19 protein-coding genes and 1 tRNA gene are annotated in these 22,865 nt (G+C 63.9%); 6 read left to right on the top strand and 14 right to left on the bottom strand.

The features are described from left to right. Nucleotides 1-57: 57 nt before the first annotated feature. Complete coding sequence (locus tag ACIPPQ_RS07505; RefSeq protein ID WP_446543500.1) at nucleotides 58-1,422, top strand: hypothetical protein; 1,365 nt, start codon at nucleotides 58-60, stop codon at nucleotides 1,420-1,422. A 51-nt stretch (nucleotides 1,423-1,473) separates the two neighbouring features. Here ACIPPQ_RS07505 and ACIPPQ_RS07500 read toward each other — a convergent pair whose 3' ends face one another. Further along, nucleotides 1,474-2,403 (bottom strand): HEPN domain-containing protein, encoded by a 930-nt coding sequence (locus tag ACIPPQ_RS07500; RefSeq protein WP_446543499.1) that lies wholly within the window; start codon nucleotides 2,401-2,403, stop codon nucleotides 1,474-1,476. A gap of 76 nt (nucleotides 2,404-2,479) precedes the next feature. After that, complete coding sequence (locus ACIPPQ_RS07495) at nucleotides 2,480-2,803, bottom strand: DUF736 domain-containing protein (protein WP_105999312.1); 324 nt, start codon at nucleotides 2,801-2,803, stop codon at nucleotides 2,480-2,482. A gap of 299 nt (nucleotides 2,804-3,102) precedes the next feature. Here ACIPPQ_RS07495 and ACIPPQ_RS07490 point away from each other — a divergent pair, with 299 nt between their 5' ends. From ACIPPQ_RS07490 to ACIPPQ_RS07470, 5 genes are all read left to right on the top strand, one after another. Further along, nucleotides 3,103-3,771 carry a thermonuclease family protein gene (locus ACIPPQ_RS07490; RefSeq protein ID WP_446543498.1) on the top strand — a complete coding sequence of 223 codons (669 nt, stop codon included), beginning with the start codon at nucleotides 3,103-3,105 and terminating at the stop codon, nucleotides 3,769-3,771. Between the two features lie 492 nt (nucleotides 3,772-4,263). After that, nucleotides 4,264-4,845: an RNA polymerase sigma factor gene (locus ACIPPQ_RS07485; protein WP_446543497.1), complete on the top strand. Its 582-nt coding sequence runs from the start codon at nucleotides 4,264-4,266 to the stop codon at nucleotides 4,843-4,845. Then, nucleotides 4,842-5,801, top strand: a complete 960-nt coding sequence (locus ACIPPQ_RS07480) for a FecR family protein (protein WP_446543496.1) — start codon at nucleotides 4,842-4,844, stop codon at nucleotides 5,799-5,801. The genes ACIPPQ_RS07485 and ACIPPQ_RS07480 overlap by 4 nt, the downstream gene beginning before the upstream one ends. 63 nt (nucleotides 5,802-5,864) lie before the next feature. Next, nucleotides 5,865-8,801 (top strand): TonB-dependent receptor domain-containing protein, encoded by a 2,937-nt coding sequence (locus ACIPPQ_RS07475; RefSeq protein WP_446543495.1) that lies wholly within the window; start codon nucleotides 5,865-5,867, stop codon nucleotides 8,799-8,801. Beyond that, a complete protein-coding gene (locus ACIPPQ_RS07470) occupies nucleotides 8,795-10,765 on the top strand; it encodes an Atxe2 family lasso peptide isopeptidase (protein ID WP_446543494.1) in 1,971 nt (656 codons plus the stop codon). Before ACIPPQ_RS07475 ends, ACIPPQ_RS07470 begins: the two co-directional genes overlap by 7 nt. On the opposite strand, the gene ACIPPQ_RS07465 is transcribed toward ACIPPQ_RS07470, so the two are convergent. The 12 genes from ACIPPQ_RS07465 to ACIPPQ_RS07410 all read right to left on the bottom strand — a co-directional run bounded on the left by ACIPPQ_RS07465 (nucleotide 10,666) and on the right by ACIPPQ_RS07410 (nucleotide 22,727). Beyond that, the gene (locus ACIPPQ_RS07465; protein ID WP_446543493.1) at nucleotides 10,666-12,303 is read right to left on the bottom strand and encodes an asparagine synthase-related protein; all 1,638 of its coding nucleotides are present in this window, start codon (nucleotides 12,301-12,303) and stop codon (nucleotides 10,666-10,668) included. The genes ACIPPQ_RS07470 and ACIPPQ_RS07465 overlap by 100 nt on opposite strands. A 50-nt stretch (nucleotides 12,304-12,353) precedes the next feature. Further along, nucleotides 12,354-13,004 (bottom strand): lasso peptide biosynthesis B2 protein, encoded by a 651-nt coding sequence (locus ACIPPQ_RS07460; RefSeq protein ID WP_446543492.1) that lies wholly within the window; start codon nucleotides 13,002-13,004, stop codon nucleotides 12,354-12,356. Nucleotides 13,005-13,060: 56 nt separating this feature from the next. Further along, nucleotides 13,061-13,183, bottom strand: a complete 123-nt coding sequence (locus ACIPPQ_RS07455) for a benenodin family lasso peptide (protein ID WP_146130861.1) — start codon at nucleotides 13,181-13,183, stop codon at nucleotides 13,061-13,063. Between the two features lie 94 nt (nucleotides 13,184-13,277). Continuing rightward, nucleotides 13,278-13,901, bottom strand: coding sequence for a GntR family transcriptional regulator (locus ACIPPQ_RS07450; protein ID WP_446543491.1), 624 nt, complete (start codon nucleotides 13,899-13,901; stop codon nucleotides 13,278-13,280). Then, entirely contained in the window at nucleotides 13,898-14,803 is a 906-nt protein-coding gene (locus ACIPPQ_RS07445; RefSeq protein WP_446543490.1) for a phytanoyl-CoA dioxygenase family protein, read from the bottom strand. Before ACIPPQ_RS07445 ends, ACIPPQ_RS07450 begins: the two co-directional genes overlap by 4 nt. Nucleotides 14,804-14,813: 10 nt before the next feature. Then, complete coding sequence (locus ACIPPQ_RS07440; RefSeq protein ID WP_446543489.1) at nucleotides 14,814-15,428, bottom strand: acyl-homoserine-lactone synthase; 615 nt, start codon at nucleotides 15,426-15,428, stop codon at nucleotides 14,814-14,816. Nucleotides 15,429-15,513: 85 nt separating this feature from the next. Then, nucleotides 15,514-16,257 (bottom strand): autoinducer binding domain-containing protein, encoded by a 744-nt coding sequence (locus ACIPPQ_RS07435; protein WP_446543488.1) that lies wholly within the window; start codon nucleotides 16,255-16,257, stop codon nucleotides 15,514-15,516. 231 nt (nucleotides 16,258-16,488) lie between these two features. After that, nucleotides 16,489-17,421: a DUF2493 domain-containing protein gene (locus tag ACIPPQ_RS07430; RefSeq protein WP_446543487.1), complete on the bottom strand. Its 933-nt coding sequence runs from the start codon at nucleotides 17,419-17,421 to the stop codon at nucleotides 16,489-16,491. 310 nt (nucleotides 17,422-17,731) lie between these two features. Continuing rightward, complete coding sequence (locus ACIPPQ_RS07425) at nucleotides 17,732-18,763, bottom strand: DUF7146 domain-containing protein (RefSeq protein WP_446543486.1); 1,032 nt, start codon at nucleotides 18,761-18,763, stop codon at nucleotides 17,732-17,734. Between the two features lie 191 nt (nucleotides 18,764-18,954). Further along, a complete protein-coding gene (locus ACIPPQ_RS07420; RefSeq protein ID WP_446543485.1) occupies nucleotides 18,955-21,048 on the bottom strand; it encodes a ParB/RepB/Spo0J family partition protein in 2,094 nt (697 codons plus the stop codon). 120 nt (nucleotides 21,049-21,168) lie between these two features. Further along, nucleotides 21,169-22,362 (bottom strand): DUF932 domain-containing protein, encoded by a 1,194-nt coding sequence (locus ACIPPQ_RS07415; RefSeq protein WP_446543534.1) that lies wholly within the window; start codon nucleotides 22,360-22,362, stop codon nucleotides 21,169-21,171. Nucleotides 22,363-22,652: 290 nt separating this feature from the next. Then, nucleotides 22,653-22,727, bottom strand: a tRNA-Gly gene (locus ACIPPQ_RS07410). Nucleotides 22,728-22,865 lie beyond the last annotated feature (138 nt).

The raw sequence follows: 22,865 nt of genomic DNA, 5'->3' as shown, positions 1-22,865 counted from the left end.
ATCCGCGCTCTCACGGCCCGCTTCAGCCTTATTTACACTGCGCCGAAAGCTAGACCTATGCAGTTCCCAGTATCGATAGACCCTGTAGAATACCTGTCGATCATCGAGCGGCTCCGTCCGGACAGCTTGCTGCTCGTTCGGGATAGTGCCGGCCTCGATGAAGACACTGAGCAGCGCCTATGGAGGAAGGTCGCCTATTCTTATGATCCGGCTCGTCGGCTTGCGGCCGTCGAGTACCTGCTGCTGACAATGCACGAAGCCAGCGAACAGGATCGTGCCGCATACATGACAAAGGTTTTTCTTCCTTGGGCGGGAATAAAGCGGCGCGTGCACGCCCAAGTGATGCGAATAATTGACGATATAGGCCGAACCAACGAGATTGAGGCTTATTCCGACGAAGACGCGGCACATATCGCGACAAAGATTTACCGCCCACTCGTGTCGGACGTATTCGACCCGTATATGACGCTGCTGGTCGCAACATACGCTTTCAAGGAAGGCAAGTTCGTTGATATCGAGACAAGCAATCTTGGCGCGCTAGAACGAAGTAAAGCCGAACTGGTAGAATCGCGCATCCGGCAATTCGGTGGCCCTGCCGACCTCTTAAATGGGTACGATCCCATCGTTCGAAATGCTTTGGCGCACGCCGGAAGTGATGGCGTCCTCTACGAGGACAATTCGATTCTCTTTCGCAGCGTCAAGCGTGGCACCCCGCCGATAATTGAGTCACGCCGCTGGAGCCACGACGAGCTACATGGACATGTGATCGCTCTGCTGGAGCTGATCATGTCTATCGATGCGGCCGTTGAGATATTCGGCATAGACAGTCTGGACGTGCTTTCCGAGCGCGCCGTGACTGACCAATTTCTATATCACGCGCTGGATCGCGATCAGCGCCGTGCCCTTAGCTCCAGTCTCGGTGAAAACCTGAAAAAAATTCAAACGTTGAAGGGCGCATCGTTTGCGGAGCGAATGGATCTCTTATCAAAGATCCTTTTCTTACAATGCGCCGAACGTGACATTCCCTGCACGCGGGTCGCCTTCAACGAGAAGCAAAAAACTTGTTTTATTACAGTACCAATCGCGGTGAAGCCGACTTCGGACGACGATATTCGCAAGCAAGCGATGGCTCTCATACGCCACCTTATCCTCGGTAGATCCGTGTTCGGCTCGCTGTTTGATCGGTTCGTCGCCGAAGGAGAAGTAGATGGCGATAGGTCCATAACCCTGATGTTACCTGCTGCACCGCTCGACGAATATATTGCAGAACATGCCGGCCTGATCGATTTGCTAGGTGATGCGGAGATCTGGGTCGCTGGTGTATTCATGCGAATCGAAGTCGATCACGCGGCGCTTGGTGCTGTAGAAGACGGGACTCTAGGTCCTCGATTGCCTCGTCGCCATCGCCCGTTCTCGAACTGACAATTTGACGCGATCTCCACAAACAATCATCGCCCCCAAAGCGGCGTTAAGCTAACCAGCGTCTCTGGCGGTTTCTTCAAGCTGGCCTATTCGTTCTACGCAGATTTTTTCAACAATCGCGGCCAGCATTTCGACGCGGGCGCCGAGCCATGCCAATTCCTCGTCCGATATACGAAAGTGCTTCGAGTATCGGGCTTTAATGTAGGCTTCTTTGAGCTTCTCGAAGCGCGAGCGATCAGCCTTGGTCTCCCGCGGCCAAGCATCGACCAAGCGCGTATCTAAGCGCTCGGCCTGCGTCCTCAGAAACGCGAGATTATGGACGTGCGGTGAGTAGAACGAGCATACCAACAAGGCGCAGTTGTAAAAGCGCTCGGTCGCTTGATGCAGCTGAAACGCGGCGTTGTTGCGCCGATCCCTTTCCAAATTGAAACGGAAGTTGTCAAAAAACTCGCCGCCGCTCGGATACCACTCGTCAAAATATTCCCGCGCCATCTCCAGCGCCGCATGGGGCGTCTTCGGCTGCGGCTCGGGCAATTCATCATCGATCGCCTGATAAATTGCGATCCCATCGCGCGCGACGTCCATGAAGAAGTATCGTCCCTGCGACAGCCCGGCATTCACCTCGCCGGTGCTGTGCACAATGAAGTTCACCGGCGTCCGCAGCGTCTTCGTCACTGACAGCTCGCGGATCAGCCGATCGTCGAGCTTCGACCAATATTCGACGCGGTCGGTCAGCCGGTCGTCGTTGACAATGATCAGCAAGTCGTAGTCCGACTGATAGCCCTTGGCGGTATGCGGCTCGTCAACCCAGCCGCCACGCGCATAGCTGCCGTAGAGGATGATCTTGGAAATCCGCCCCTTGCGCTTCCAGTCCTGCGTCGCCAGCGCCAAGACGTCCTCGAATTCTTCGAAGACGATCTGGACGATCCGTTCGAGTTCGCGCTGTTTGTGCGGGGGGAGATGATCGAGACTGCTGCGCATTGCGGACACCCTAACAAGGTGGCGACACCCTTGCACGCCGAGATTGAACCAGCCGCGAGGATGCCGCCGACCGCGGTCAATCTGCCGGATTCCACAGCAGCGCATAGACGTCGGGATTGTCCTGCCCGGCCGCCCGGCCAAGATTGGCATAGATGCGCCGCGGCCCGAACTCAGGCGCTTCGAGGGTCAGCGAGACATAGAGTTTGCCCGACGCCTCGCTGCGACGGAGCCACCCCGCGCCGCATTCGACGCCGCCCGACCAGACGCGATAATCGGGCTGCACCTCGCCGTTCTTGCTCGGGTTGGGGCGGATTTCGATGGGGACGCGGATCGAGATCGTCGCGAGCTGACCCACAAAGCCCTTTTCGTTCGTTCCGCTGACAAGACCGATTGCGGCCATGATATTGCTCCTGCGAAGCCCGGGGCCATCCCCGGGGCACCGGCGGCCAGGGAATGGCGTCAGGCCCGCGCACGCACCCGAAGGGCCGGAGCGACAGCGGAGGACGGCGCCGCACCGGCTTTTTGCGCGCGAAGCGCCTGCGAGGAGGCCGCCTGCGGCCGGGGAAAAAGGCGACGCGGCGCCGTTGCGCGCGCGGGCGCGCCATCCACCTCGCCGGATCTGCACCGGCTGGCTCCGTGCGAGCCGGAATGGAGATGAACAGCAAGGATTTGCTCACCGGATCACGCTATAGGTCGGGCATGAGACTGACGATCACCGCCGCCTTCCTTCTCTTGGCCCTCCCTGCCTCGGCGCAGCAGGTCAGCGGCCCGGCCCGCGCTGCCGACGGAGATTCGCTCGACCTCAGCGGAATATCGGTGCGGCTCTTCGGCGTCGATGCGCCCGAGCTGGCGCAGAGCTGCGAACGCGGCGGCGCGTCTTGGGCTTGCGGGAAACAGGCGGCGTCGAAGCTCGCGAGCCTCGTCGCCGGAAAATCGGTCATGTGCGAGCAGAAGGATATCGACGATTATGGCCGGATCGTCGCCACATGCCGCGCGGGTCCGGTCGATTTGGGCGGTGCGATGGTCGACGCGGGCCTTGCGGTCGCCTTGCCGCATTTCAGCGACCGCTACGTCGCATCCGAGGCGCGCGCCCGCGCGACCGGTATCGGTGTGTGGGCCGGGACGTTCCAGATGCCGGCGGACTATCGCGCGGCACATCCGCGCCCGGGCCGCCGAGCCCTGGCGCCCTCGCGTGACGCAGCGCCGGTGCGCGCTCCATCACCGGGGCCCTCGGGCGCCTATTTCCGCAATTGCAAGGAAGCCTGGGCGGCGGGTGCAGCCCCGCTCCGCCGAGGTCATCCCGGCTACCGGCCTGAAATGGACGGTGACGGCGACGGCATCGCTTGCGAGCCCTATCGCCGCCGTTAGCGCGTCAAACTCAGTCGCCAAGCCAAGTCTAAAAAAAGACCCGCCCAGTGTGCATGTCCTTGCGGACAGAGGCCGGGCGGGTGCGATAGGAATTCCATAGGGCAGGGACAGGATTAAATCCATATCCAGCGACGCGCGCAACACGGAAGGGATCGGCCGAGGGATCCGGCAAAGGCGAGGATCATCGCGGCAAATGGAGATCCGAGGCGTCAGATCGAGGGCCCAAGCCAAAAAGACTCAATCTGGACCGAATTGCGTGGCGCGGGCTTGCCCTGACGTTACGTCCGGCTATGCTTACCATGCACCGGGCCAGAAGGCGCGCGGTGCCGGAACGTAAGAATTCTGCTCGGGCCTTTATGATATTCCCATCCGTTGCCGGGTGGCCGACGCGTATGTCCAGGCCTTCGGGCTAAAGGCGGCGGCGCATATTTTTCCGAGTATGTTCTTACCTCCCGGCATCCCGTTTTCCGGTCCGACCGGTAGGCGATGGACATGGATTTCGAAGACGAACAGAAGCGCGCGCAGGCCTTGAGCGGCAGCGACCCGGTGCCGCCGTCCGACTGGACGGGCTTTGGTTCAACGGCGAGCATGGAAGCGATCTATACTGCGCATCAGCCTGCGCTGACGCGCTTTCTGCGCCGCCGCGCGCCGAAGCAGGATCTCGGCGATCTCGTCCAGGAATGCTTCCGCCGCCTTGCCATGGCGAAGGGCGGGAAGCTGGCCCTGATCGAAAAGCCCGGAGCCTATCTCGTCAGCACCGCACGCAACCTGCTCACCGATCGCGCGCGCGCCGATACTGCGCGCCTGACATCGCAGCACCATAGCTTCGAGGATGAGGATATCGCCGGCCCCGACCCCCATGCAGCGCTCGAGGCGCGCGACACGATGCGGCGCGTCGGCGAGGCGATCGAGAAATTAAAGCCCCAAACTGGTTCTATATTCGTGATGCATCGGTTCGATGGCCTAAGCTATGAGGAAATCGCGACAGCGAAAGGAATCAGCGTGAAGGGCGTCGAATGGCATATCGCACAGGCGATGATCGCAATCCGCAAGGCGCGGGCCGACACTAAGTGAGCGACCGCGACACGGAGGCCGCGCATTGGTTTGCGCGCATGCGCACGCCCGGCGCCGAGGCGGATCGGGCAGAGTTCGATGCCTGGCATGCCGATCCCGAAAATGCCGAGGCTTATGCGAACGCCAAAGAGGATTGGCTTATCACTGGCGGCGTGGCGGAAGAGCATCTCGCCGCGCACCGCCACGTGCCGTCAAAGGCGACACCCCCGTCGCGCGCGCACTGGGCGCTTGCCGCTGCGCTGGTCCTCGCGATCTCACTCGCTTTTGCCTGGGTGCTGCTCGGCAATCGCGGCGCCGAGCCGATCGTCGCTGACAATGCGACCGGCGAGCTCGTGCTCGAGGACGGCACCCGCGTCGCGCTGACGGACGGCGCCCGCATCGAGGCAGAGTTCACGTCGGGCGAACGGCGCGTTCACCTTGTCGGCGGCCGTGCGCGGTTCACCGTCGCCCATGACAGCACGCGGCCGTTCCGTGTTGAAGCCGCGGGAAGCGAAACCACCGCCCTCGGGACGATCTTCGAGATCGATCTGACGGGGCGGCGGCCAGTCGTCCATCTTGTCGAGGGCTCGGTCGAGGTGCGCGCCACCGCGAAGCCCGAAGCCCCGCTCCGCCTCCGCCCCGGCCAGCGCGCGGCGATCGAGAAGGACGCGCCCATGCTCATCGAGACCAAGCCGGCCGGCGAGGCCGTCATCATGACCAATCCCGTCAGTAAAGCCGGCGGGCCGCAGCTTCTCGTCGCCGACGGCCTGCCGCTCGGTGCCGTGATCGAGCGCGCCAATCGCGTGAGCGGCAAGAAAATCGGGCTCGCCGACACGGCCATCGCCGGGCGGCTGGTCAGCGGACGCTTCGATGTTTCGAACGCGCGATCGCTCGCACGCCAGCTTGCGGCCGCGCTCGACCTCGATCTGAAAGAGCAGGCGGGCAGCTATGTGCTTATGCCGAAAATAGCCAACTAGGAGTTTTTCGACCCCATCCGTCTTGCCCCCTCAGACGGCCATGCAGGCCGCTGGGAGGATGGGATGAACAAGAGTTTGCTGGCCGCTTTTCTGGCTACGGGGTGCGCGGTCGGTGCGCTTTGTCCGATCGCTGCGCATGCGCAGACCGAGCAGCGCGAATATGACATTGCGGCGCAGCCGCTCGGGGACGCGCTTCGAGAATATTCGGAAATTTCGGGACGCCAGATCCTTTTCGCGACCGACCTGGTCAAGGGGCGGCGCTCGACCTCGGTGCGCGGGCGGATGTCGTCGGATCGCGCCCTCTCGCGGCTACTGACAGGATCGGGTCTTCAGCCGGAACTCGTCGATGGCGCGCTCGTGCTTCGGGTGGGAAACGCCGCTGTACCAGTGAACGACGGCTCGACTGAGGCGTCCGAGGACAGTGCCATTATTGTCACGGGCACACGAATCCGGGGCGCCGGCCCGACGGGCTCGCCTGTCCTCACGCTCAATCGCAGCGAGATCGAGAAGAGCGGAACGGGTTCGGTGCAGCAGCTGCTGCAGGCGCTGCCGCAGTCGTTCGGTGGCGGCCCGAACGAAACGACGCTTGGTGCGACCACGCGCAACGGCTCGGGAACCGACGGCACCTACGCGTCGAGCATCAACCTTCGCGGCCTCGGGCCTTCATCGACGTTGGTACTGATCGACGGCGCACGGCCGGCGCTTGGTGGTCTCGGCGGCGTGTTCGCCGATATCTCGCTGATCCCCTTGAGCGCGATCGAACGGATTGAAGTCCTCACCGACGGTGCCTCCGCCATCTACGGGGCTGATGCCGTCGCGGGTGTCGTGAACATCCGACTTCGCAACGACTTCGAAGGGGCCGAGACAAGCGTCCGGATCGGCACCGCCGACGGGGACATGGGCGAACGGCAGTTCGGACAGATTTTCGGCACGCGCTGGGATGGCGGTCATGTCACCCTGGCCTATCAGTTCAGCGAGCGCGATGCGCTTGCCGCCGCGGACCGGCGGTTCGCGACCGAAGATCTTCGGCCGTTCGGCGGGCCCGACTATCGCTCGCTCTTCGCGGCTCCCGGCACGATCACCGCCGCTAATGGCCAGACGTTCGCCATTCCGTCAGGACAGGACGGCACCGCGCTGACCCCCGCCGACCTGACGGTAGGCACGCGCAATCCGGGCGACCGGCGTGCGGCGAGCGATCTGCTGCCGCGCCAGCGTGTTCACAGCCTCTATCTCGCTGGGGAAGTCGATCTGACTAGCAGTCTGACGCTTCGCACCAGCATCCTCGCGGCGCAGCGCAGCTATCGCAAGGTCGCGCTCAACCAATATCTCAGCGCCGCGCGGGTCCCCGTCACCAACCCTTTTTACGTCGACCCGATCGGAACCAATCAGCCGGTCACGGTCAATTATAATTTCACGAACGATCTCGGAGCGCCGATCGACACCGGGCGCGTGCGGGGTATCAGCGCCGCAGCAGGCCTTGAGCAGGCGTTTGGGCGATGGCGGGTGCAACTCGGCGGAGCCTATGGCCGGCAAAAAGGCCGGTCGGACAGCATCAATATTCCAAACCGAGCGCGACTGACAGCTGCGCTGGCTGACACCAACCCGGCGACCGCGTTCAACATCTTCGGCAATGGCACCGCGAACAATCCCGCCACGATCGCAGCAATCCGCGGCAGCATCGGCTCGCGCGACGATTTTGAAAGCTGGTCGGCGGCGCTTCGCGCCGACGGACCGCTTCTGCGATTGCCGGGCGGCGATGTCAGGCTCGCGCTTGGCGCCGAGTATCGCCGCGAACGCTATTTCAATCTGACGATCAATGATCTGAGCCGTGCAACGCCGAGCACGACGCCGCTGACCGGCTTGCCGGGGCCTCGTCATGTCCGCTCGGCCTATGCGGAATTGTTCGTGCCGCTGTTCGGCGAAGAGAATGCGGTCCCCGGCTTCCACCGCCTCGACCTTTTGGTTGCCGGGCGCGTCGAAGATTATAGCGATGTCGGGCGCACCACCAATCCGAAGGTCGGAATCCGCTGGGAGCCGCTGCCCGGCTTCGCACTGCGCGGCAGCTACGGCACCTCGTTCCGTGCGCCGGCTTTCGACGAGCTGATCGGGCCGACGGTCTCGAACTACACGACGTTCCAGCTGCCCGATCCCATGTCGCCGACCGGGACCGCCAATGTCATCGGTTTGTTCGGCTATGGTCCCGGCATCAAGCCCGAGCGCGCGACGACCTGGACCGCGGGTGTCGACATCGCACCGGCCGCGCTGCCCGACTTCAAGGCGGCCATCACCTATTATGACGTCGACTATCGCGATCGCATCGGATCGGTGACCGAGGATTATCTGCGCTTCCTGACGCGGCGCGATCTCTTCGGCGGAATTGTGAACGACAATCCCTCGCCCGAGCTCCTCGCTTATTATTTCGCCTTCCCGACCTTCACCAACCCGCTCGGGCTCGCTCCCGGCGACGTCGATGCGATCGTCGACGGCCAGGTGCGGAACCTGTCGTCGGTGCGTCAGACCGGGATCGACTTAGATATCGGCTATGCACCGCAGCTCGCGGGCGGCACGATCGATCTCGGGCTGGCGGGAAGCCATATCTTCCGGATCGACCGGCGGCTCACCCCTGGAACGCCCGCCATTGATGTCGTGGGCACCTTCGCCAACCCTTCCAAATGGCGCCTTCGCGGACGAGCCGGCTGGGCGAAGAACGGCTTCGCGGCGACCGCCTTCGTCAATTATATCGGCGGCTATCTCAACCAGATTCCGACCATCGCCGCGCGCGTTCCGTCCTGGACGACCGTCGATCTCAGCCTGTCGCAGCGCTTCGGCAAAGATGAAGTCGAGCGCGGCCTGCAGCTTGCGATCAGCGCGCTCAATATCTTCGATCGTGACCCACCCTATGTCGAGAGCCGCACCAACAATTCGGCGCTCGCTTATGATCCCGAAAAGGCGAGTCCGGTCGGGCGCTCGATCGCGGTGCAGGCGACGATCCGATGGTGAAGAAGCTTGTCTGGGCAGCGTCGTTCCTTGCGGCAGCGTCGCCAGCGCTGGCTCAGACCAGTCCCCGCGAGCTTGTCGAGATGACCGATTTCTCGGGGCTCGCGGACTCTCCCGACGGGCGCTGGCTGCTTTACCGCCGCGAGCGCCCGTCGACCGTAAGCGGTCGCGTCGAGACCGGCTGGTATATCGTCGCGGGCGACGGCGCATCGCCGCCGCGCTATCTTGGTGAGGGTGGGTCCGCGAGCTGGAATGGCACCGGCCTTGTCGAACCGGGCGCGGCGCAGTGGGCGCCCGATAGCGAGCGCTTCTATATCCGGGCGCGGGTCGGCGGCGCAGCGGGATTGTGGGAAGGCCGCCCCGATGGCGCCTTCGCCCCCTATCTGGTCGGCGACGCGGATATCGAGCGCTTTGCCGTCAGCGCGGCCGGCGCCCTCATCTATGAAACCGGCCCGTCGCGTGCGGCGATCGAGCGCGCCGAGGAGGCCGAACGCGACAATGGCATTCTCGTCGACGGGCGCGTCGACCTCGCCCAGACTATGTTCCGCGGCGCGATGATCGCGGGCCGCCCGGCGAGCCAGCGGCTCAACGGCGACTGGTTCGATCGCGAAGCGCTGCTCGCGGGGGAGCCGCGCCAGTTCCGGGCGCGCCTTCTCGCAACCGGCCAGGATCGTCCCGCCACCACCGAAGAGACCAAATTGCTCACGCCGGCGCAAGCCGCGTTGCCCGAGCCAGCTGAGCGCGCGGCCGTGGCTCAAGGCATCTGTGCCAAGGCCGCGCGCTGCGAAAGCGAAAGTGGCATCCGATTGTGGGCGAATGTCGAACTCGGCGGCGGCCGGTTCGGGCTGACGACGCGCGACCGGCGCATCCGCCAGAATGCCTTGCTCTGGGATCCCGCCAAGGGATTGCGACCCTTGCTGACGACCGAGGGTCTGCTCGGCGGCGGCGGTGAAAATGCGCCCTGCGCCGGCACCCGCGAAGCGCTTTTCTGCGTGGCGGAAAGCGCGGCGACGCCGCCGCATCTCCTGCGGATCGCGCTTGCCGACGGCGCCACGCAAATCCTCGACAAGCCGAACCTGCTTCCCGACCGCGATGATCTCCTGACCGAGGCGATCGAGTGGCGGGTGGGCGGCAGCCGTGCGTCGGGCTGGCTCGTCCGCCCGAAGTTCCCCGGACGGCTGCCGCTCTTCATCACTTACTATCGCTGCGCGGGCTATTTGCGCGGCGGCCTCGGCAATGAGTGGCCGCTGCGCGCGCTCGCACGCAGCGGCATCGCGGCGCTCTGCGTCAACCAACTGCCGACATCCAATGCGACCGGAGAGGCGCGTTACGTGCTCGGGCTCGCCGCAGTGCGCGCCGCGGTCGACGAACTCGATCGCCGCGGGATCGCCGACCCGCAGCGGGTGGGAATGGGCGGTCTCAGTTTCGGGAGCGAGGTCGCGATGTGGACCGCGACGCACAGCAAGCTTCTCAAAGCGGTGTCGATCGCTTCCGTCCAGGCCGAGCCGGCCTATTATTGGTTCAACGCGGGGATCGGTCGCGATTTCTTCCGCCGGAATCTAAAGAAGGTTTGGGGGCTCGGTCCGCCAGACACCGATCTTGCGGACTGGCGCCGCCGCTCGCCGTCGCTTCAGGTCGACCGGATCGACGCTCCGGTGCTGATGCAGCTCCCCGAGCAGGAGGCGCGGCAATCGCCCGAATTGCAGGCAAGGCTCACCGCGGCGCGCAAGGGCGAACTGCATGTCTTCCCCTTCGCACCGCACATCAAGGTCGAGCCGCGACAGAAGCGGGCCGTCTATCAGCGCAACCTCGACTGGTTTCGCTACTGGTTGCAGGGCCATATCGACCCCGATCCGAACAAGGCCGATCAATATGCCCGCTGGGCGAGGCTCGTCGGCACGCGCCCGAAGCCTTCGATCGACGCGATCCAGAGTTCGATATCGGCGAGCTCGAGCAACCGGAAATAGTCATAATCGCCAGCAATGCGCTCGCGCGCGAGATAGGCTTCGATCCGTTCGCGGTCGATCAGCCCCTCACGGGCGAGTAGACCTTCGAGCAGGATAGGGCGCAGCCTGGCGCGCTGCTCTATGAAGGCCTTGGCGCAGAGCGTCTCGAGCCGTCCCTTGTTGCGGCGCCAGACGACGAATTCAGGGAGGCGCGGCGCGAAGGCTTGGCGTGCGACGGCGCGGTCGCGACCGCCGGCCACCCACTGCCAGCCCGGTATCGACAGGCAAAGCTCGACCACCGGCTGCGACAGCAGCGGCGCTACGACATCGCGGCCATACCAGCGCCCCGGCCGGTCGAGAAAATCAAGAATGCGCTGGATCGACTGGACGTGCCGTATCTTGCCGGGAGGAATGCGCTCGCCCCCATGGTCCCAGACGTGCGGCAAGGGGACGTCGGGCAACGCCGAACGACAGGCATAATCATCCTCGCGCGGCCAGCCGATGGCTGGTGGCCGGCGCCATTGGCGATACACCGAGCGCGCCGCGTGCCAGATGGTGACGTCGCACAGTCGCGCGCAATCGCGCAGCGCGGCAGCGGGCCGCCGGATTGGCTCGTGAATCTTGAGCGCATCAATCACCGGAAGGATCGAGCGGGTGATGGCGAAGACATTGTCGCCGCCAATCCCGGTGAAGATGCTCGCGCCGGGCAGCTGCGCCGTCGCGGTGCCGAGCGCCGCATCGATCCCGGCAAGCACGCCATATGTCGCCGGGCGTGGCGACAAGAACCGCGGTCCCGCAGCGAGATCGAGTTGGCTATCGTCGTGAAGATATTCGGCAAGCGCGGCGCCGCAGCGCTCGGCCACCGCGCGAGCATAGCGTCGTTCGTCGCCGTCCGGGCTGGCAGTGGCAATCGTCGCCGCGGCGAAATCATGGTCCTCCGCCGCGAGCGCTGCGGCGACGATCGAACTGTCGAGACCGCCCGAGAGCTCGAGCATGATCTGCTGGCGCTCCTTCGCCCAGGCCGAGACGCATTTCCGGATGGTGCTATTGAGCAGCGGCACGGCATCGCGGTCGTAAATTCCTTTGCGCACATGCGGCCATGGCGACCAGGTCGGCCTGACCTGAGTCACATGGCCGTCGAAGGCGAGGCGCGTACCGGGCAGCAATTCTTCTACCCCCGCGAGCCCCGTCCGCGCGGTGCGATGATTGCTGTAGGCGAGCAGATGGCGGAGGAAATCAACATCCAAGCCGACGTTGATTTCGAGTCCGCGCACCAGATCGAGATGCGAAAAGAACAGGAGTCCGCCGTGGGTGCGAAAAAAATAGAGCGGCAGGCCGGTGAGCGGGGCGCGACTGATTTCGACCGGCTTTCCGGGTTCCGCAGAGAATTCGAGGTAACTGCCCCAGTCCACGCTGAACGAACCATCCGAGAAATAATCGCCGAGAATGACCTTGGACGCCCGCGCGCGTGATCTCTCAAGTCCCGCGCCGGCATAAAGGGTGAGTCCGTCGAATTTGTCGATTTGGTCGAGGCCATGTTCGGTCGCGGCCTGTAACACCGCGGACTCAAGCCCCGGCGCGCCCGCTATCCCCAAGATGCCGCGGTCCATCATATGGCGAGCAACGGGCGATAATTGTTCGCCTCCTCGGCGGTTCCCGTCAAAACGGCCGAAGGCGACTGGAGCCAGCAATGGGCGGCAAAGGGATGGGAGCGCACGCCGAAGACGAGGGTCGGCGCAAAGCCTTTGCGAAGTGAGAGCCGATAGAGCGCGAGCGCATCGACGAGACAGCGCGGCGGGATCGGAACCCACCGGCGCGCGTCGGCATAAGCCGATGCCAGCGCGGCGAGCGCCATGTCGTCGGCGTCCCCTGCCGCTGCCCGCTTCGCCGTCGTAAATCCGTCGAGGGTGGCCGCAAGACGTTCGGGAAGAAGTGCCTTGCGCGCCCAATAGAGCGAACGCGCCGCCGCTGCGATGAACGGAAGGCCCGTCCGTGGGACGGGCGCCGCGGCGAGATCCGTTTCGGGCACGTCGACTTCGATCGGCGCAATCGCCGTGGGAGTTTCGCTGCGTGCAAAGAGCCCGGTGCCTATGAGACCTTCCATTGCGCCGCTGTCATTTGGCTCGCGTGCGCAAAGCCGCTCGAACGCCGCGCGTCGTTCGCCGCAAAGCTGAAGATAGCGGTCGCTCCGAACGTCGAGAAAGATGAGGTCGTTGCCGGCGTGACAGAAGCCAACGCCCGGTGCCAATTTCCATCCCATAGATATCCCTTCCCGATCCGGGTGCCGGCGCGAGCGCCGACACCCGAACGAACGGTTCAGTCGAGGCTGATGCCGTTCTGCAGGTCCTTGCCGCCGATTTCGACGGGCGGACCGAAGTCGCCGGCGGTTTCGGTGCTCACCGAGCCCAGTTCGACGATGTCATTGGTTTCGCGGTTCATGTCGCTACCTCCAAAAATGCCGCGGGATTGCGGCGGAACGATCTTACGCCCTTGTAAAAAATAGAATTTATGTGCTTTCACGATCCGAAGAATATCATTCAATTGTTTGCGACCGAGGCCGGAGTTCGGCGGCGACCCGTCCGGCCCGAGCTAGGCGCCGGCGGTGAAAAGCCGCGCTTTTCCTCCGAAGATCGGCCCAGCGTTCCCGCAGAAAGGCCGTCTCCATCGAGGCGAGTTCCTCACTGGCAACGGGGTCGGTGCGCGCCTCGGCTGCGCGGAAAAACTCGCTTCGGTCGATCATGTTGGCGATTGCGAAGCGAATCTCGCGATTGCCGCCCAGGAGAGCGACGGCTCGGTACAGCCGAGCGACTCGCGCCGGATAGTCCTCAATTTCCATTGTCGGAAGCGTTGCCGCGGTCTCGGACTTTTGAAGTGCCGGATCGCGAAGCGCGAGCGCGAGAAGTGCTCCGGACCAACGATAAAGATCGCAAAGATCGGACTCGGCGAAGATCGGCTGGCGAAAACCTTCCTGGTGCCAGCTATCGACAATGCGCTCACCCGACAGGCGGTGGAGCGCCTCGCGCACTGGGGTCGGACTCGCCGCGAGCCGCTTGGCAAGGTGGAACGGATCGAGGCGCGTGCCCGGCGGATAGGCGCCGCCGACAATTCTCGCCTTGAGGTCGAGATAGACCCGCTCCATTGTCGAGCCCGCGTTCATGCCGCAAGGTCCTCGCCACCGTCTCGTTGACCCGCCACATAATCTGCAAGCAACGCGTCCTGATCGGGACGAAGAGCATCGACTGCGGCCAGAGGTTCGGTCGGATAGCCGCCGAACAGGACCGAGGGGCATTGGCCCTCGAAATTACCGAGATTGGGCCGGTGCTGGACGTAGCCCGCGAGCGCCGCGAGATCGGCCGGGAAATGCTTCGCCAACTCGGGGGGATAAGCGAGCCATTGGTTCTCGTAGGGCTTCAGCCAGCCAAGACAGTAGCTGACGATAATGCCGCGCCGAACCGCGCTGCTCCGGTTTTCACCCGCGCCGTGAAGGGTCGAGCCGAGAAAGATGATCGCATCGCCCGGTTCCGCCTCCGCGACGATCGGAGGCTCGGCCGGCTCTTCAACGAGCGCCTCGAGCCCGTGGCTCCGCGGCCAGATCAGCGTCGCCCCGTTCGATCCGGTGAATTTTGTGAGCGGCCACATGACATTGACGAGATATTCGGCCTCGCCGAGCGAGCCTTGCCACATGTCCTGATCGCGGTGAGGAAATTGCGCCAGCGCGCCTGGATGGAGCTCGATCGCCTGGGCGAGGTTGAGCTGGATCCGCTCGCACCAGTTTCCGAGCGCGAGTTCGGCGAGATCGAGGATCTCCCTGTGCATCACGAGCTCTGCCATAAGCGGCGAGCGGATGAGCAAGCGCCCGAAGCGCTTGGTGCGCTCGCCGTAAAAGCCGCCCTCGCAAAAGGGCGTCGCGGCGAACCGCGGTTCGAGATCGTGCGCTACACCGCCGATCAGCGAAGCGGGGGCCGCGCCGCGCAGGATGGTATAGCCCTGCTGGAGCAGCTCACGTCCCGCGGTTGATTTGGGGGCGGGTCGTCCCGTCAAGTCCGGATGAACCAACATCCCGGCCTCCTCACGCTGCGCGCGCCGCGGAGACCGCGACCGCCTTGCTGATAATGCCCGCAGCCGCGAGCCGCGAGATGGTCGAGCCGTCGATGTCGATGCGAAGCGCCACGAGCGCTCCGCCGCTGTGCAACTGCGGCGGGCCGAGCGGGCGGCAGTCCCAACCGAAGCCCTCGACTTGGCGGAACCACCCAAGTTCGGCGACGCCGGTATAAGTCCGGATGCCATTGGCAAGGGCGAATTCGGCGAGACCGACCAGAAGTGCATCACGCGCGACCCTCCGCTGCCGCGCGCCAATCCCCGGCGAAAGACAGAAGCGGGTGATTTCCAGAATGTCCGCGCCCTGCGGCACCGGTCCTTCGACGAGCTCGGGGAACAGGCTGTCGAGAAGCGCCGGCCGCGTGGTGAGAAGCAGTCGCGCCGAGGCAAGATGTTCGCCATCGGCATCGGTCACGATGAGATAGGTGGCATCGACATCGTCGAAATGATCGAGTTCGAACCGGCCCGCGAGCGCCGGAATATCCCATTTTAGAAGATCGATGAAGACGCGCTTCCGCGCCTCGAACATCGAGCGAAGGGCTCGATGTTCGCTCGCACGGTTCTGGTGATCGATGATAAGCAACATGGATGCCTCCTTTCAAAGAGGCGATCCAATTGAACCGCTTTTTCCGGCCGCACCATAGCATGATCGGGGGGTGTCGGCGTTTTTTTTAGCGCTGTGCGATATCGACGAAACTGATGTCGCCATCGTAAAGCGCCCGCACTGCAAGCATGGTGCCACCATTGGCGCCATAGCGCTGCCGGGCGTTGCGCAAATGCTCGCGCACCGTGTCGGGCGAGAGTTCGAGATGGCGTCCGACCCGCCAGATCGGATTGCCTTGGGCAGCCCGGATGAGACATTCGCGCTGCCGGTTGGTCAGGCGCGGACCGATATGCATGCGGTCCGGATTGGCGATGCTGTCCGCCGCTTCGAAGGCGGCGCCGCCGATCATGCGGACAAATTGTAGCGCATCCGGTTCGGCAGCACACCCCGGCCGCCATGCAAAGGAGACCGAGCCATGAGCGTCACCCGGAATATGGGCGGGCACCGTCAGCCCGTCGCCAATACCATGGCGCTCGGCCTCAGCGAGGATGGTCTCGTCGCCTGGGCGCGGCGCGTCGTAGCGACGCATATGGTGCCAGAGAAAGCCGGCCCTACTGCGCTGGCTCGCCCGGTGCACCGGATCCGATAGCCCTAGTCGGTTCTGATCGAACCAATAGGCCCATTCCTCCGGATAATTGTGAACACGCACGCCCTTGTCGGGCGCGGCGAGAAAATCCAGATGGTGACTGAGCGCGAACCAGGCGCAGCCCATCAAGGCGCAGGCCTCGCGAAGCAGATCGGCAAGTTCGGCTCGGGTCTTTGCACGCGCGAATTCAAGCTCGAAGGCGTGGGCGGCGTCGATCGTCGGCATTACGAATCATGGCGCGCCGACCGCCGTTTCCGAACCAGCCGATCCGCGTGCCCCTCGTAAGGGCCGGCAAGCCCCGCCCTCTTACAAGGCCGGCCGCCGACGGCGTGACCGCCGCTGGTCCAGGCGATCTTGGGAGAATCTGAAAATGCAGGCTAAGCTCATATATTCCTACTATATTCGAGAGATAGAACCAGATTGAGGCTAATTCCCTGATCGGCCCAATAGGCCGCTTCAGCCTGCCTTGGTCCGAAAATCCCATATCGGAATTCCCATCTTGCGCGCCTTGTCAGCGAAATTGTCCTGAATGCCGGTTCCAGGAAAGATGATGACCCCGACCGGCAGCGCCTCGAGCATCCGGTCGTTGCGCTTGAACGGCGCCGCCTTTCCGTGGTGGTTCCAGTCGGGCCGAAAGGCGACCTGAACCACGCCCCGGCTTTCGGCCCAGCATGCCGCTGCACGCTCGGCGCCCGTCGGCGTCGCGCCATGCAGCAGGATCATGTCGGGATGTCGATTTCGCGCCCGGTCGAGACTGTCCCAGACCGCACGGTGATCCGCATCCGCACCGCCAGTGAAGGCGATGCGCGTGCCCTCGGGTATGAGTGACGCCACTTTCTGCCGAAGGCGGGCGTCGAGAAAGTCGCGGCTATCGATCAAGGTGGCCGTCAGCGCCTTTTGATTGGCCCGCGAGCCGGTGCGAGGCATCCAGGCTTTGCGCAGTAGGGCGCGATAATGGTCGGATGCGGCTTCGCGAAAAAATTCCATCGCGTCGCGCCGCTCGATCAGCGAAATGCCTTCGCGGATCGCCCTTTCCAGCTCGACCGAGCGGATTTCGCTGCCATCCTGTTCGCGCTGCAAGCGGCGTTGCAGCTGCTCATTGTCATCGAGCTTCCGATCGGCATGGCTGCCAGCGCGATGGAAAATATTGACGAGATTCCAGAGCAGATCGTCGAGATCGGGCTCGATGCGGGTATCCTGCAGGCATCCAGCAAGCGCATCGAACATGTCAGCGATCGCACCGGCGGTAAGTCTCGCATCGGGCAATGGGCGAGGATCGGGCTCGTCGTCGAAAGGACGATATCCAAAGAGCTGCACCTCCTGAAGAAGCAGATGAGTCGGCCCCGTCTCGACGGGGCATTCATCAAAGCTGTCGTTCGCATCGGTCATCTGAAGTCTCCGCGTGGCGCCGCGCTCTCGCGGCCTTCACGGCGGCAAGAGCGGCAGGCGGACCGGGTCTGCACCGCGGCGCGCGAGCGCCGGGGCCGGAGCGTCAGCGGAGGATGGCAACCGAAGGCTATTTTGTTTCGCGATGCAAAGGGACCAAGGGTCCCGGCGGAAAATAGCCGCGCGATTGCCAATGCGGCGCCTGGGGCGCCTGCCGCAGTCGCCCTCTCGAAGGCCGGGACGCGGCCGCTGGGCAGATGAAGCGTCGGTGCGGCACAGCCAATGCCTGCCTGTTCCGGCGGCACGAATGTCGTCAAAATTGCTCGAGACGGTCGGCTCGACACAGCTGCGCTTTGATAGCGCTCCTGACCCGATCGTGACCAAATGTGGTCAGATCGGCATTGAAGTCGCCAAGCTCGGAATCAAGGGGAAGCAGCTCGATATCTGCGCTGCTCGCGCGATCTGCGATCGTCTCGAAGGCAAGCCGGCCAGCGTCATCGTTATCACGCGCAACGTAGAGGCGCCTCAGTCCATCCGGAAATGCGATCGCTGCGAGATGCGCTGCCGACAGGCCCGCGATCATCGGCATTGCCGGCAGGAACTCGCGAACAGAGAGCAATGTTTCCAGCCCCTCGCCAAAGACCATCATGGGACCGGCCCGCCCGAATCGGACGCCATGACCAAGCAGATTCCCCATGGCGCGCCGCGGAAAGGCGACAGGGGCCTTTCCGCCTGTTGGATCGAGCCAGGTACGATGAACTCCGGTAATCATGCCGGCGTCATCGGTGACGGCTGCGATAATCGCAGGCCAGGCAGGCCGGCAATCCGCGGCATCGTCCTCGGAGGCGCGGTAATAGCAGTTTGGGTGAAACCGAAGCGCGTCGGCGCTGGCAGCGTTCAGGATTCGTCGGCCAAGGAAGTAGGCTTGACCGAGACTGCCAGCGACAGGTTTCGAGCCGGCCCAGAGGCGCCGGGCGGCTTGGGGCGTTCCAGCCGGATGCTTGCGCGGCGCGGGGTTTCTCGCGGCAGGCGGTTCCATGGGCAGGCTCAGGAAGCGCCGTGCCTCTTGGAGCGTTTCGCGAAAGCTGGCGTGTCCGCAGTTCGCCGCGATGATGTCGAGGAGGTCGCCATGGTCCCCGCTTTCGGCATCGGTCCATTTGCCGGCCGATAGCGCTCCGTCGTGATGGGAGGGAAGCCGCACATAGAGGCTGCGGCCGCGCTCATTATGGATATTGCCGACCATCCAATAATGGCCTTCGCGCCGGCCGTTGCCGAGGTAGCGACGACAGACGGCTTCGGCATTTTCGCCGAGACGGCGAACGATATCGGCAGTGGAACTGGACATGCGGGGCTCCTCTGCATCGCGGCCCGCGCGCCGGCTCTCCTTGGAGCGACGTATAGCGGGCCGTCCCAGCAGCCCCTGCCGTGACGAGCACCAAATGTTCGTCGCGAGACTTGCAGATTCAAGGCCGGGGCAGAAAAAAGGGAAGTCCAGCACGCGGCCGAACTTCCCGAAAGGTTCTCAGGGGACGGGGCCTATTCGGCTGCCACGGCGTCGATGGCTTCGCCATCGTGACCGTCGGTATCCGCCGCCTCGTCGTCATTTGCCGGATCCTGATCCGCCGCAATTGCCGGTTCCGGCGTGCGGAGCGGATTGGCGAGCCAGCCCTTGCCCTGCAGCAGCTCTTCGGCAGCGCTTGCCATTTCGGGCTTCTTCATGCCGCCGAGACGACCCGCGACGTCGGCTCCGCAAGCTTCTTCAACCGCCGCGAGAATTTGCGGCTTGGTCACGCGGCCGAGATAGTTGGTGACAGTCGCCGTCCAGCCTGCCGCCACCATGTCGAGGTTCGCGGCCCGCGCGAGGATATGCGAGTGCTCGATGCGGTTCGCGACCGCGCGCGCCGAGACGCGACCCTGATTATATTGGGTCGCCGGCTCCCACACCGCATCAATGCCGAACGACACACAGTGCGCGAAAATCGCGGCCTGCTCGTCGGCATTGAAGGCCGTCAGCGCCGTCCAGAGTTCGGTCGTGTCGTCGGGCAGCCGCGCCGACCAGCTCTCGTGCCGCTCATGGATTGCCTTTGCAGACGCCGTATCGTTGAGGCCTGTCCCATAGCCGATCAGCCGATTGCTGCGCATTGCAATGCCAAGACAGCTCCCCGACGTCGCGTAAGTGTAGAAGGTCTCGAGAACCAGCGCGTGCAGCATGGCAGCGAAAGCGACCAGCGGACTCGACGCCACGGCATCGCGGAGCGCAAGCGTCCGGTGCGCCGTCAAATCGGTGACGAGCCTATCCGGCAGCGGACGAAGGAGGTCGTCGGGATCTTCTTCGTCGGCGCTTTCGTCTGCCGAGCCATTTTCGTCATCCTCCGCTCCGTCGCCGGCGCGATCCTGATCGGGCTCGCCTTCGTCGGCGGCCGGCTCGGCATCGTCGGTCACCTCGGCGGGCTCGTCCTCGGGCCGAATGAAACCGCGTTCGATGTGAAGCGACCCGTCCACATCGATGCTGACGAAGGCGCCTGCAATGGCAACCTCGGCGGCATCGTAGATGAGCGGCTTCGACACGAGCGGCGCGATCTCCTCGTCGATCGCCTGGATGCGGGCGGCGACTTCATCGGGGATTTCATCTTCGCCGGCCCATTGATCTTCGAGCCGGTCGGCTTCCTCGCGGAGCGCCTCGAGCCGCGCCTCATCTTCTTCACTCGAAGGGCCTTCCTCGCCTTCGAGTGGGCGGTGGCCATAAGTGTGCCCGTAAGGAAAATCGGTCGCGGCCTCGACCCACTTCCAGCCCTCGGCCGCAATCGCTGCAACCTCGGTTGCGAACTTTTCGGTCTGCAAGCGATCGAGCAGTGCGACATCCTCGAGCCAGCCGCCGTCATCGGATTCGAAGAGATCGCGCAGGACATGGCCGCCAGCCGCGAGATAGGCTTCGAGCGTCACGAAGCGCACCCGCTTATCCGATGCGCGCACCTTGTCCTCGGTGAGCCGGGCGCGAATGAACCAGGGCTGCACGTTGTGGCTCGTCTGGAGCATGTCCCAGACCTGTTCCTGGCGCGCATGATCGCTCGCGACCGAGAAAGCCATCAGCTGATCGAGGGTCATGCCGTCCTCAGCGTAGATGTCGTGCAGCTTCGGCGACACGTCGGCGAGCTTGAGGCGCTGCTTCACGACCGCCGGGGTGACCATGAAGGTCGCCGCCACCGTCTCGATGTCGCTGCCCTGCTCGACGAGCTTCTGCATCGCACGGAACTGGTCGAGTGGGTGCAACGGCTCGCGATGGACATTCTCGGCCAGCGAATCTTCCTCGGCCGACACGACGTCATCGTCGCGCACGATGCAGGGCACCGGCTCCGTCTTGGCCATGCGACGCTGCTTCACGAGCTGTTGCAGCGCCCGAAAGCGGCGCCCGCCGGCAGGGACTTCGAAGCGCCCCGTCTCGTTGCCTTCTTCGTCGCGCTGCGCCCGAACCGTCAGGCTCTGGAGCAGGCCGCGCCGTTCGATGTCGGCCGCAAGGCCGTCGATCGACACACCCGCCTTAACGCGCCGCACATTAGCCTGGCTCAGCATGAGGGCGCTGAACGGGATGTCCCGCGCGCCACTTAGCGTGATCTTCGCATGTTTCGTCATGACTCGTCTCCATGACGGGCCGCCGCGAGACACTCTCCCGGCTTTCAACCCGCCACGGCTCCGGCGCAGCCCTCTTCCTCTGGGGAAGCGGACCGCGCCGGACCGAGAGTCGACGCCGGATCAGCGCACCGACGCGAGCAATTTTGCTCCCTTTCCTTCAAGCTCCAGCCGCGCGTCCTGATGCGGGCGATCCCGGGCCACAGCATTGATGCCCTGCACGAAATCGAAGATCGACGATGGCGGATGTCCTTCTTCTTGAAGGACGGTGGCGATGATCTTTTCGGTCTCGCCTTTCGAGAAACCCCGCTTGCGGAGGAAATTCTGTCGCTCGTCGGCGTCGCGTGCGACGATGGCAGCCCGAGACGCCTTGATTCCATCCAGGAATGAACCCGGCGATGACGAGGCGAAGCGCTCAAGAGCGGGCGCAGCCTCCTGCGCGAATCGTCCAGCGGCGAACTTGCTGTGGCGGATGCTGATTTCCTCAAAGCCTTCCGCGCCCCAGATATTCCGGTTCATGCAAACAGCTCGGAGGTAGAAGGTCGCCATGCCGAGCGTTTTCGATCCGACTTCGCTGTTCCAGCAATAGAAGCCGCGAAAGAAGAGATCGGGATCCCCGTTGGGCAGTCGCCCCGCCTCGATCGGGTTCATATCATCGACGAGAAAGAGAAACACGTCGCGGTCGCTCGCATAGAGCGTCGTCGTGTCCTTTGTGACCTCGACCAATGGATTGTGCCGCATTGTCGACCAGTCGAGCATGCCCGGCACTTTCCAGCGCGTGTCGCCCGTTCCATTGCCCGCGATCTTCATAACCGCCGACACCAGCTCATGGTCCCAGATCCGCCCATAATCCGGGCCGGTGACGGCACGCAGTTCGGTGCGGCCGTCGCCAGTCTCCAGGGTTTTCACCAACTCGCCGCGATGCGCGAGCAATCCGTGCTGCATGTTGATTCCCGCCAGGGCCGCAGGCAGCTGGCGCAAATAGCCCGAAGGTGCGCCCACAAGGCTGCAGAGCTGGCCGAAGGACCAATGGGTCGGCGCCACAGGCGCGTCGCGGTCAGGAAGCAGGAGGGTGAGCCGCTCCGGATTGTCGGTGGCGGCCTCGACGCGGATCGCGCGTGTCTCGACTGTCCGGGCCGTTGCGGCCTCGGCACGCGCGCGGACGACGTCAAAAAGCTCGTTCAAGGAAAGGTAGCGCTCGTCCTCGGGGCGCGAGAACCATTCAGATGAAACGCGGCCAATGCGCTGACCGCGCGAGATATCGACCTTGTAGCCCGGCGCGTGATCGGCGGGCGCCGCTTGGATAGGGTGGGTCATGGCAAATCTCCGCGACGAGCGCCCGGAGCCTCTCTCCAAGCCCTTGCCCGTCACGGGTTTCCCCGTTCCCCTCTCACTCTATGGGCCAGCGGGCGTAGCGCGCCGGACCCGCGGACTGGCGCGGCGCATGCCGCGCGCGAGACAGACTGGCCACGCGAAAGCTGCCGCGCCTATCCGTATCTGCGATATTTTTTGGAGACATTGTGGAGACAAAGCGGTGTATCATTGCCCGTGTCACCACAAAACGCGCTGACCGCGCGACAATAAGTGACTGATTTTCTGAGGAAAAATGGAGCGGGCGAAGGGATTCGAACCCTCGACCCCAACCTTGGCAAGGTTGTGCTCTACCCCTGAGCTACGCCCGCTCTGGCGGCTGGAAACCGGTCGGTTCCAGCGGGTGAGGCGGGCGATTAGCACCGGCTTTTTGACTCGGCAACCCCTGATTGCGTTTTTCTGCGAAGGGTTGGCATATCGCCCGCAAATCCCACATAAGCGGGGCAAGA

Source organism: Sphingopyxis sp. LARHCG72 (assembly GCF_052871675.1).
Note: the sequence above shows the minus strand (reverse complement) of the source record. Positions and strands in the feature narration are given on the sequence as shown.

Coding starts and splice junctions, on each gene's coding strand:
- ACIPPQ_RS07500 (WP_446543499.1), bottom strand. CDS start 2,403: ATGCGCAGCAGTCTCGATCATCTCCCCCCGCACAAACAGCGCGAACTC.
- ACIPPQ_RS07505 (WP_446543500.1), top strand. CDS start 58: ATGCAGTTCCCAGTATCGATAGACCCTGTAGAATACCTGTCGATCATC.
- ACIPPQ_RS07450 (WP_446543491.1), bottom strand. CDS start 13,901: ATGAACGCGGGCTCGACAATGGAGCGGGTCTATCTCGACCTCAAGGCG.
- ACIPPQ_RS07455 (WP_146130861.1), bottom strand. CDS start 13,183: ATGAACCGCGAAACCAATGACATCGTCGAACTGGGCTCGGTGAGCACC.
- ACIPPQ_RS07485 (WP_446543497.1), top strand. CDS start 4,264: ATGGATTTCGAAGACGAACAGAAGCGCGCGCAGGCCTTGAGCGGCAGC.
- ACIPPQ_RS07470 (WP_446543494.1), top strand. CDS start 8,795: ATGGTGAAGAAGCTTGTCTGGGCAGCGTCGTTCCTTGCGGCAGCGTCG.
- ACIPPQ_RS07435 (WP_446543488.1), bottom strand. CDS start 16,257: ATGCCGACGATCGACGCCGCCCACGCCTTCGAGCTTGAATTCGCGCGT.
- ACIPPQ_RS07420 (WP_446543485.1), bottom strand. CDS start 21,048: ATGACGAAACATGCGAAGATCACGCTAAGTGGCGCGCGGGACATCCCG.
- ACIPPQ_RS07495 (WP_105999312.1), bottom strand. CDS start 2,803: ATGGCCGCAATCGGTCTTGTCAGCGGAACGAACGAAAAGGGCTTTGTG.
- ACIPPQ_RS07415 (WP_446543534.1), bottom strand. CDS start 22,362: ATGACCCACCCTATCCAAGCGGCGCCCGCCGATCACGCGCCGGGCTAC.
- ACIPPQ_RS07425 (WP_446543486.1), bottom strand. CDS start 18,763: ATGTCCAGTTCCACTGCCGATATCGTTCGCCGTCTCGGCGAAAATGCC.
- ACIPPQ_RS07440 (WP_446543489.1), bottom strand. CDS start 15,428: ATGTTGCTTATCATCGATCACCAGAACCGTGCGAGCGAACATCGAGCC.
- ACIPPQ_RS07490 (WP_446543498.1), top strand. CDS start 3,103: ATGAGACTGACGATCACCGCCGCCTTCCTTCTCTTGGCCCTCCCTGCC.
- ACIPPQ_RS07475 (WP_446543495.1), top strand. CDS start 5,865: ATGAACAAGAGTTTGCTGGCCGCTTTTCTGGCTACGGGGTGCGCGGTC.
- ACIPPQ_RS07445 (WP_446543490.1), bottom strand. CDS start 14,803: ATGTTGGTTCATCCGGACTTGACGGGACGACCCGCCCCCAAATCAACC.
- ACIPPQ_RS07460 (WP_446543492.1), bottom strand. CDS start 13,004: ATGGGATGGAAATTGGCACCGGGCGTTGGCTTCTGTCACGCCGGCAAC.
- ACIPPQ_RS07430 (WP_446543487.1), bottom strand. CDS start 17,421: ATGACCGATGCGAACGACAGCTTTGATGAATGCCCCGTCGAGACGGGG.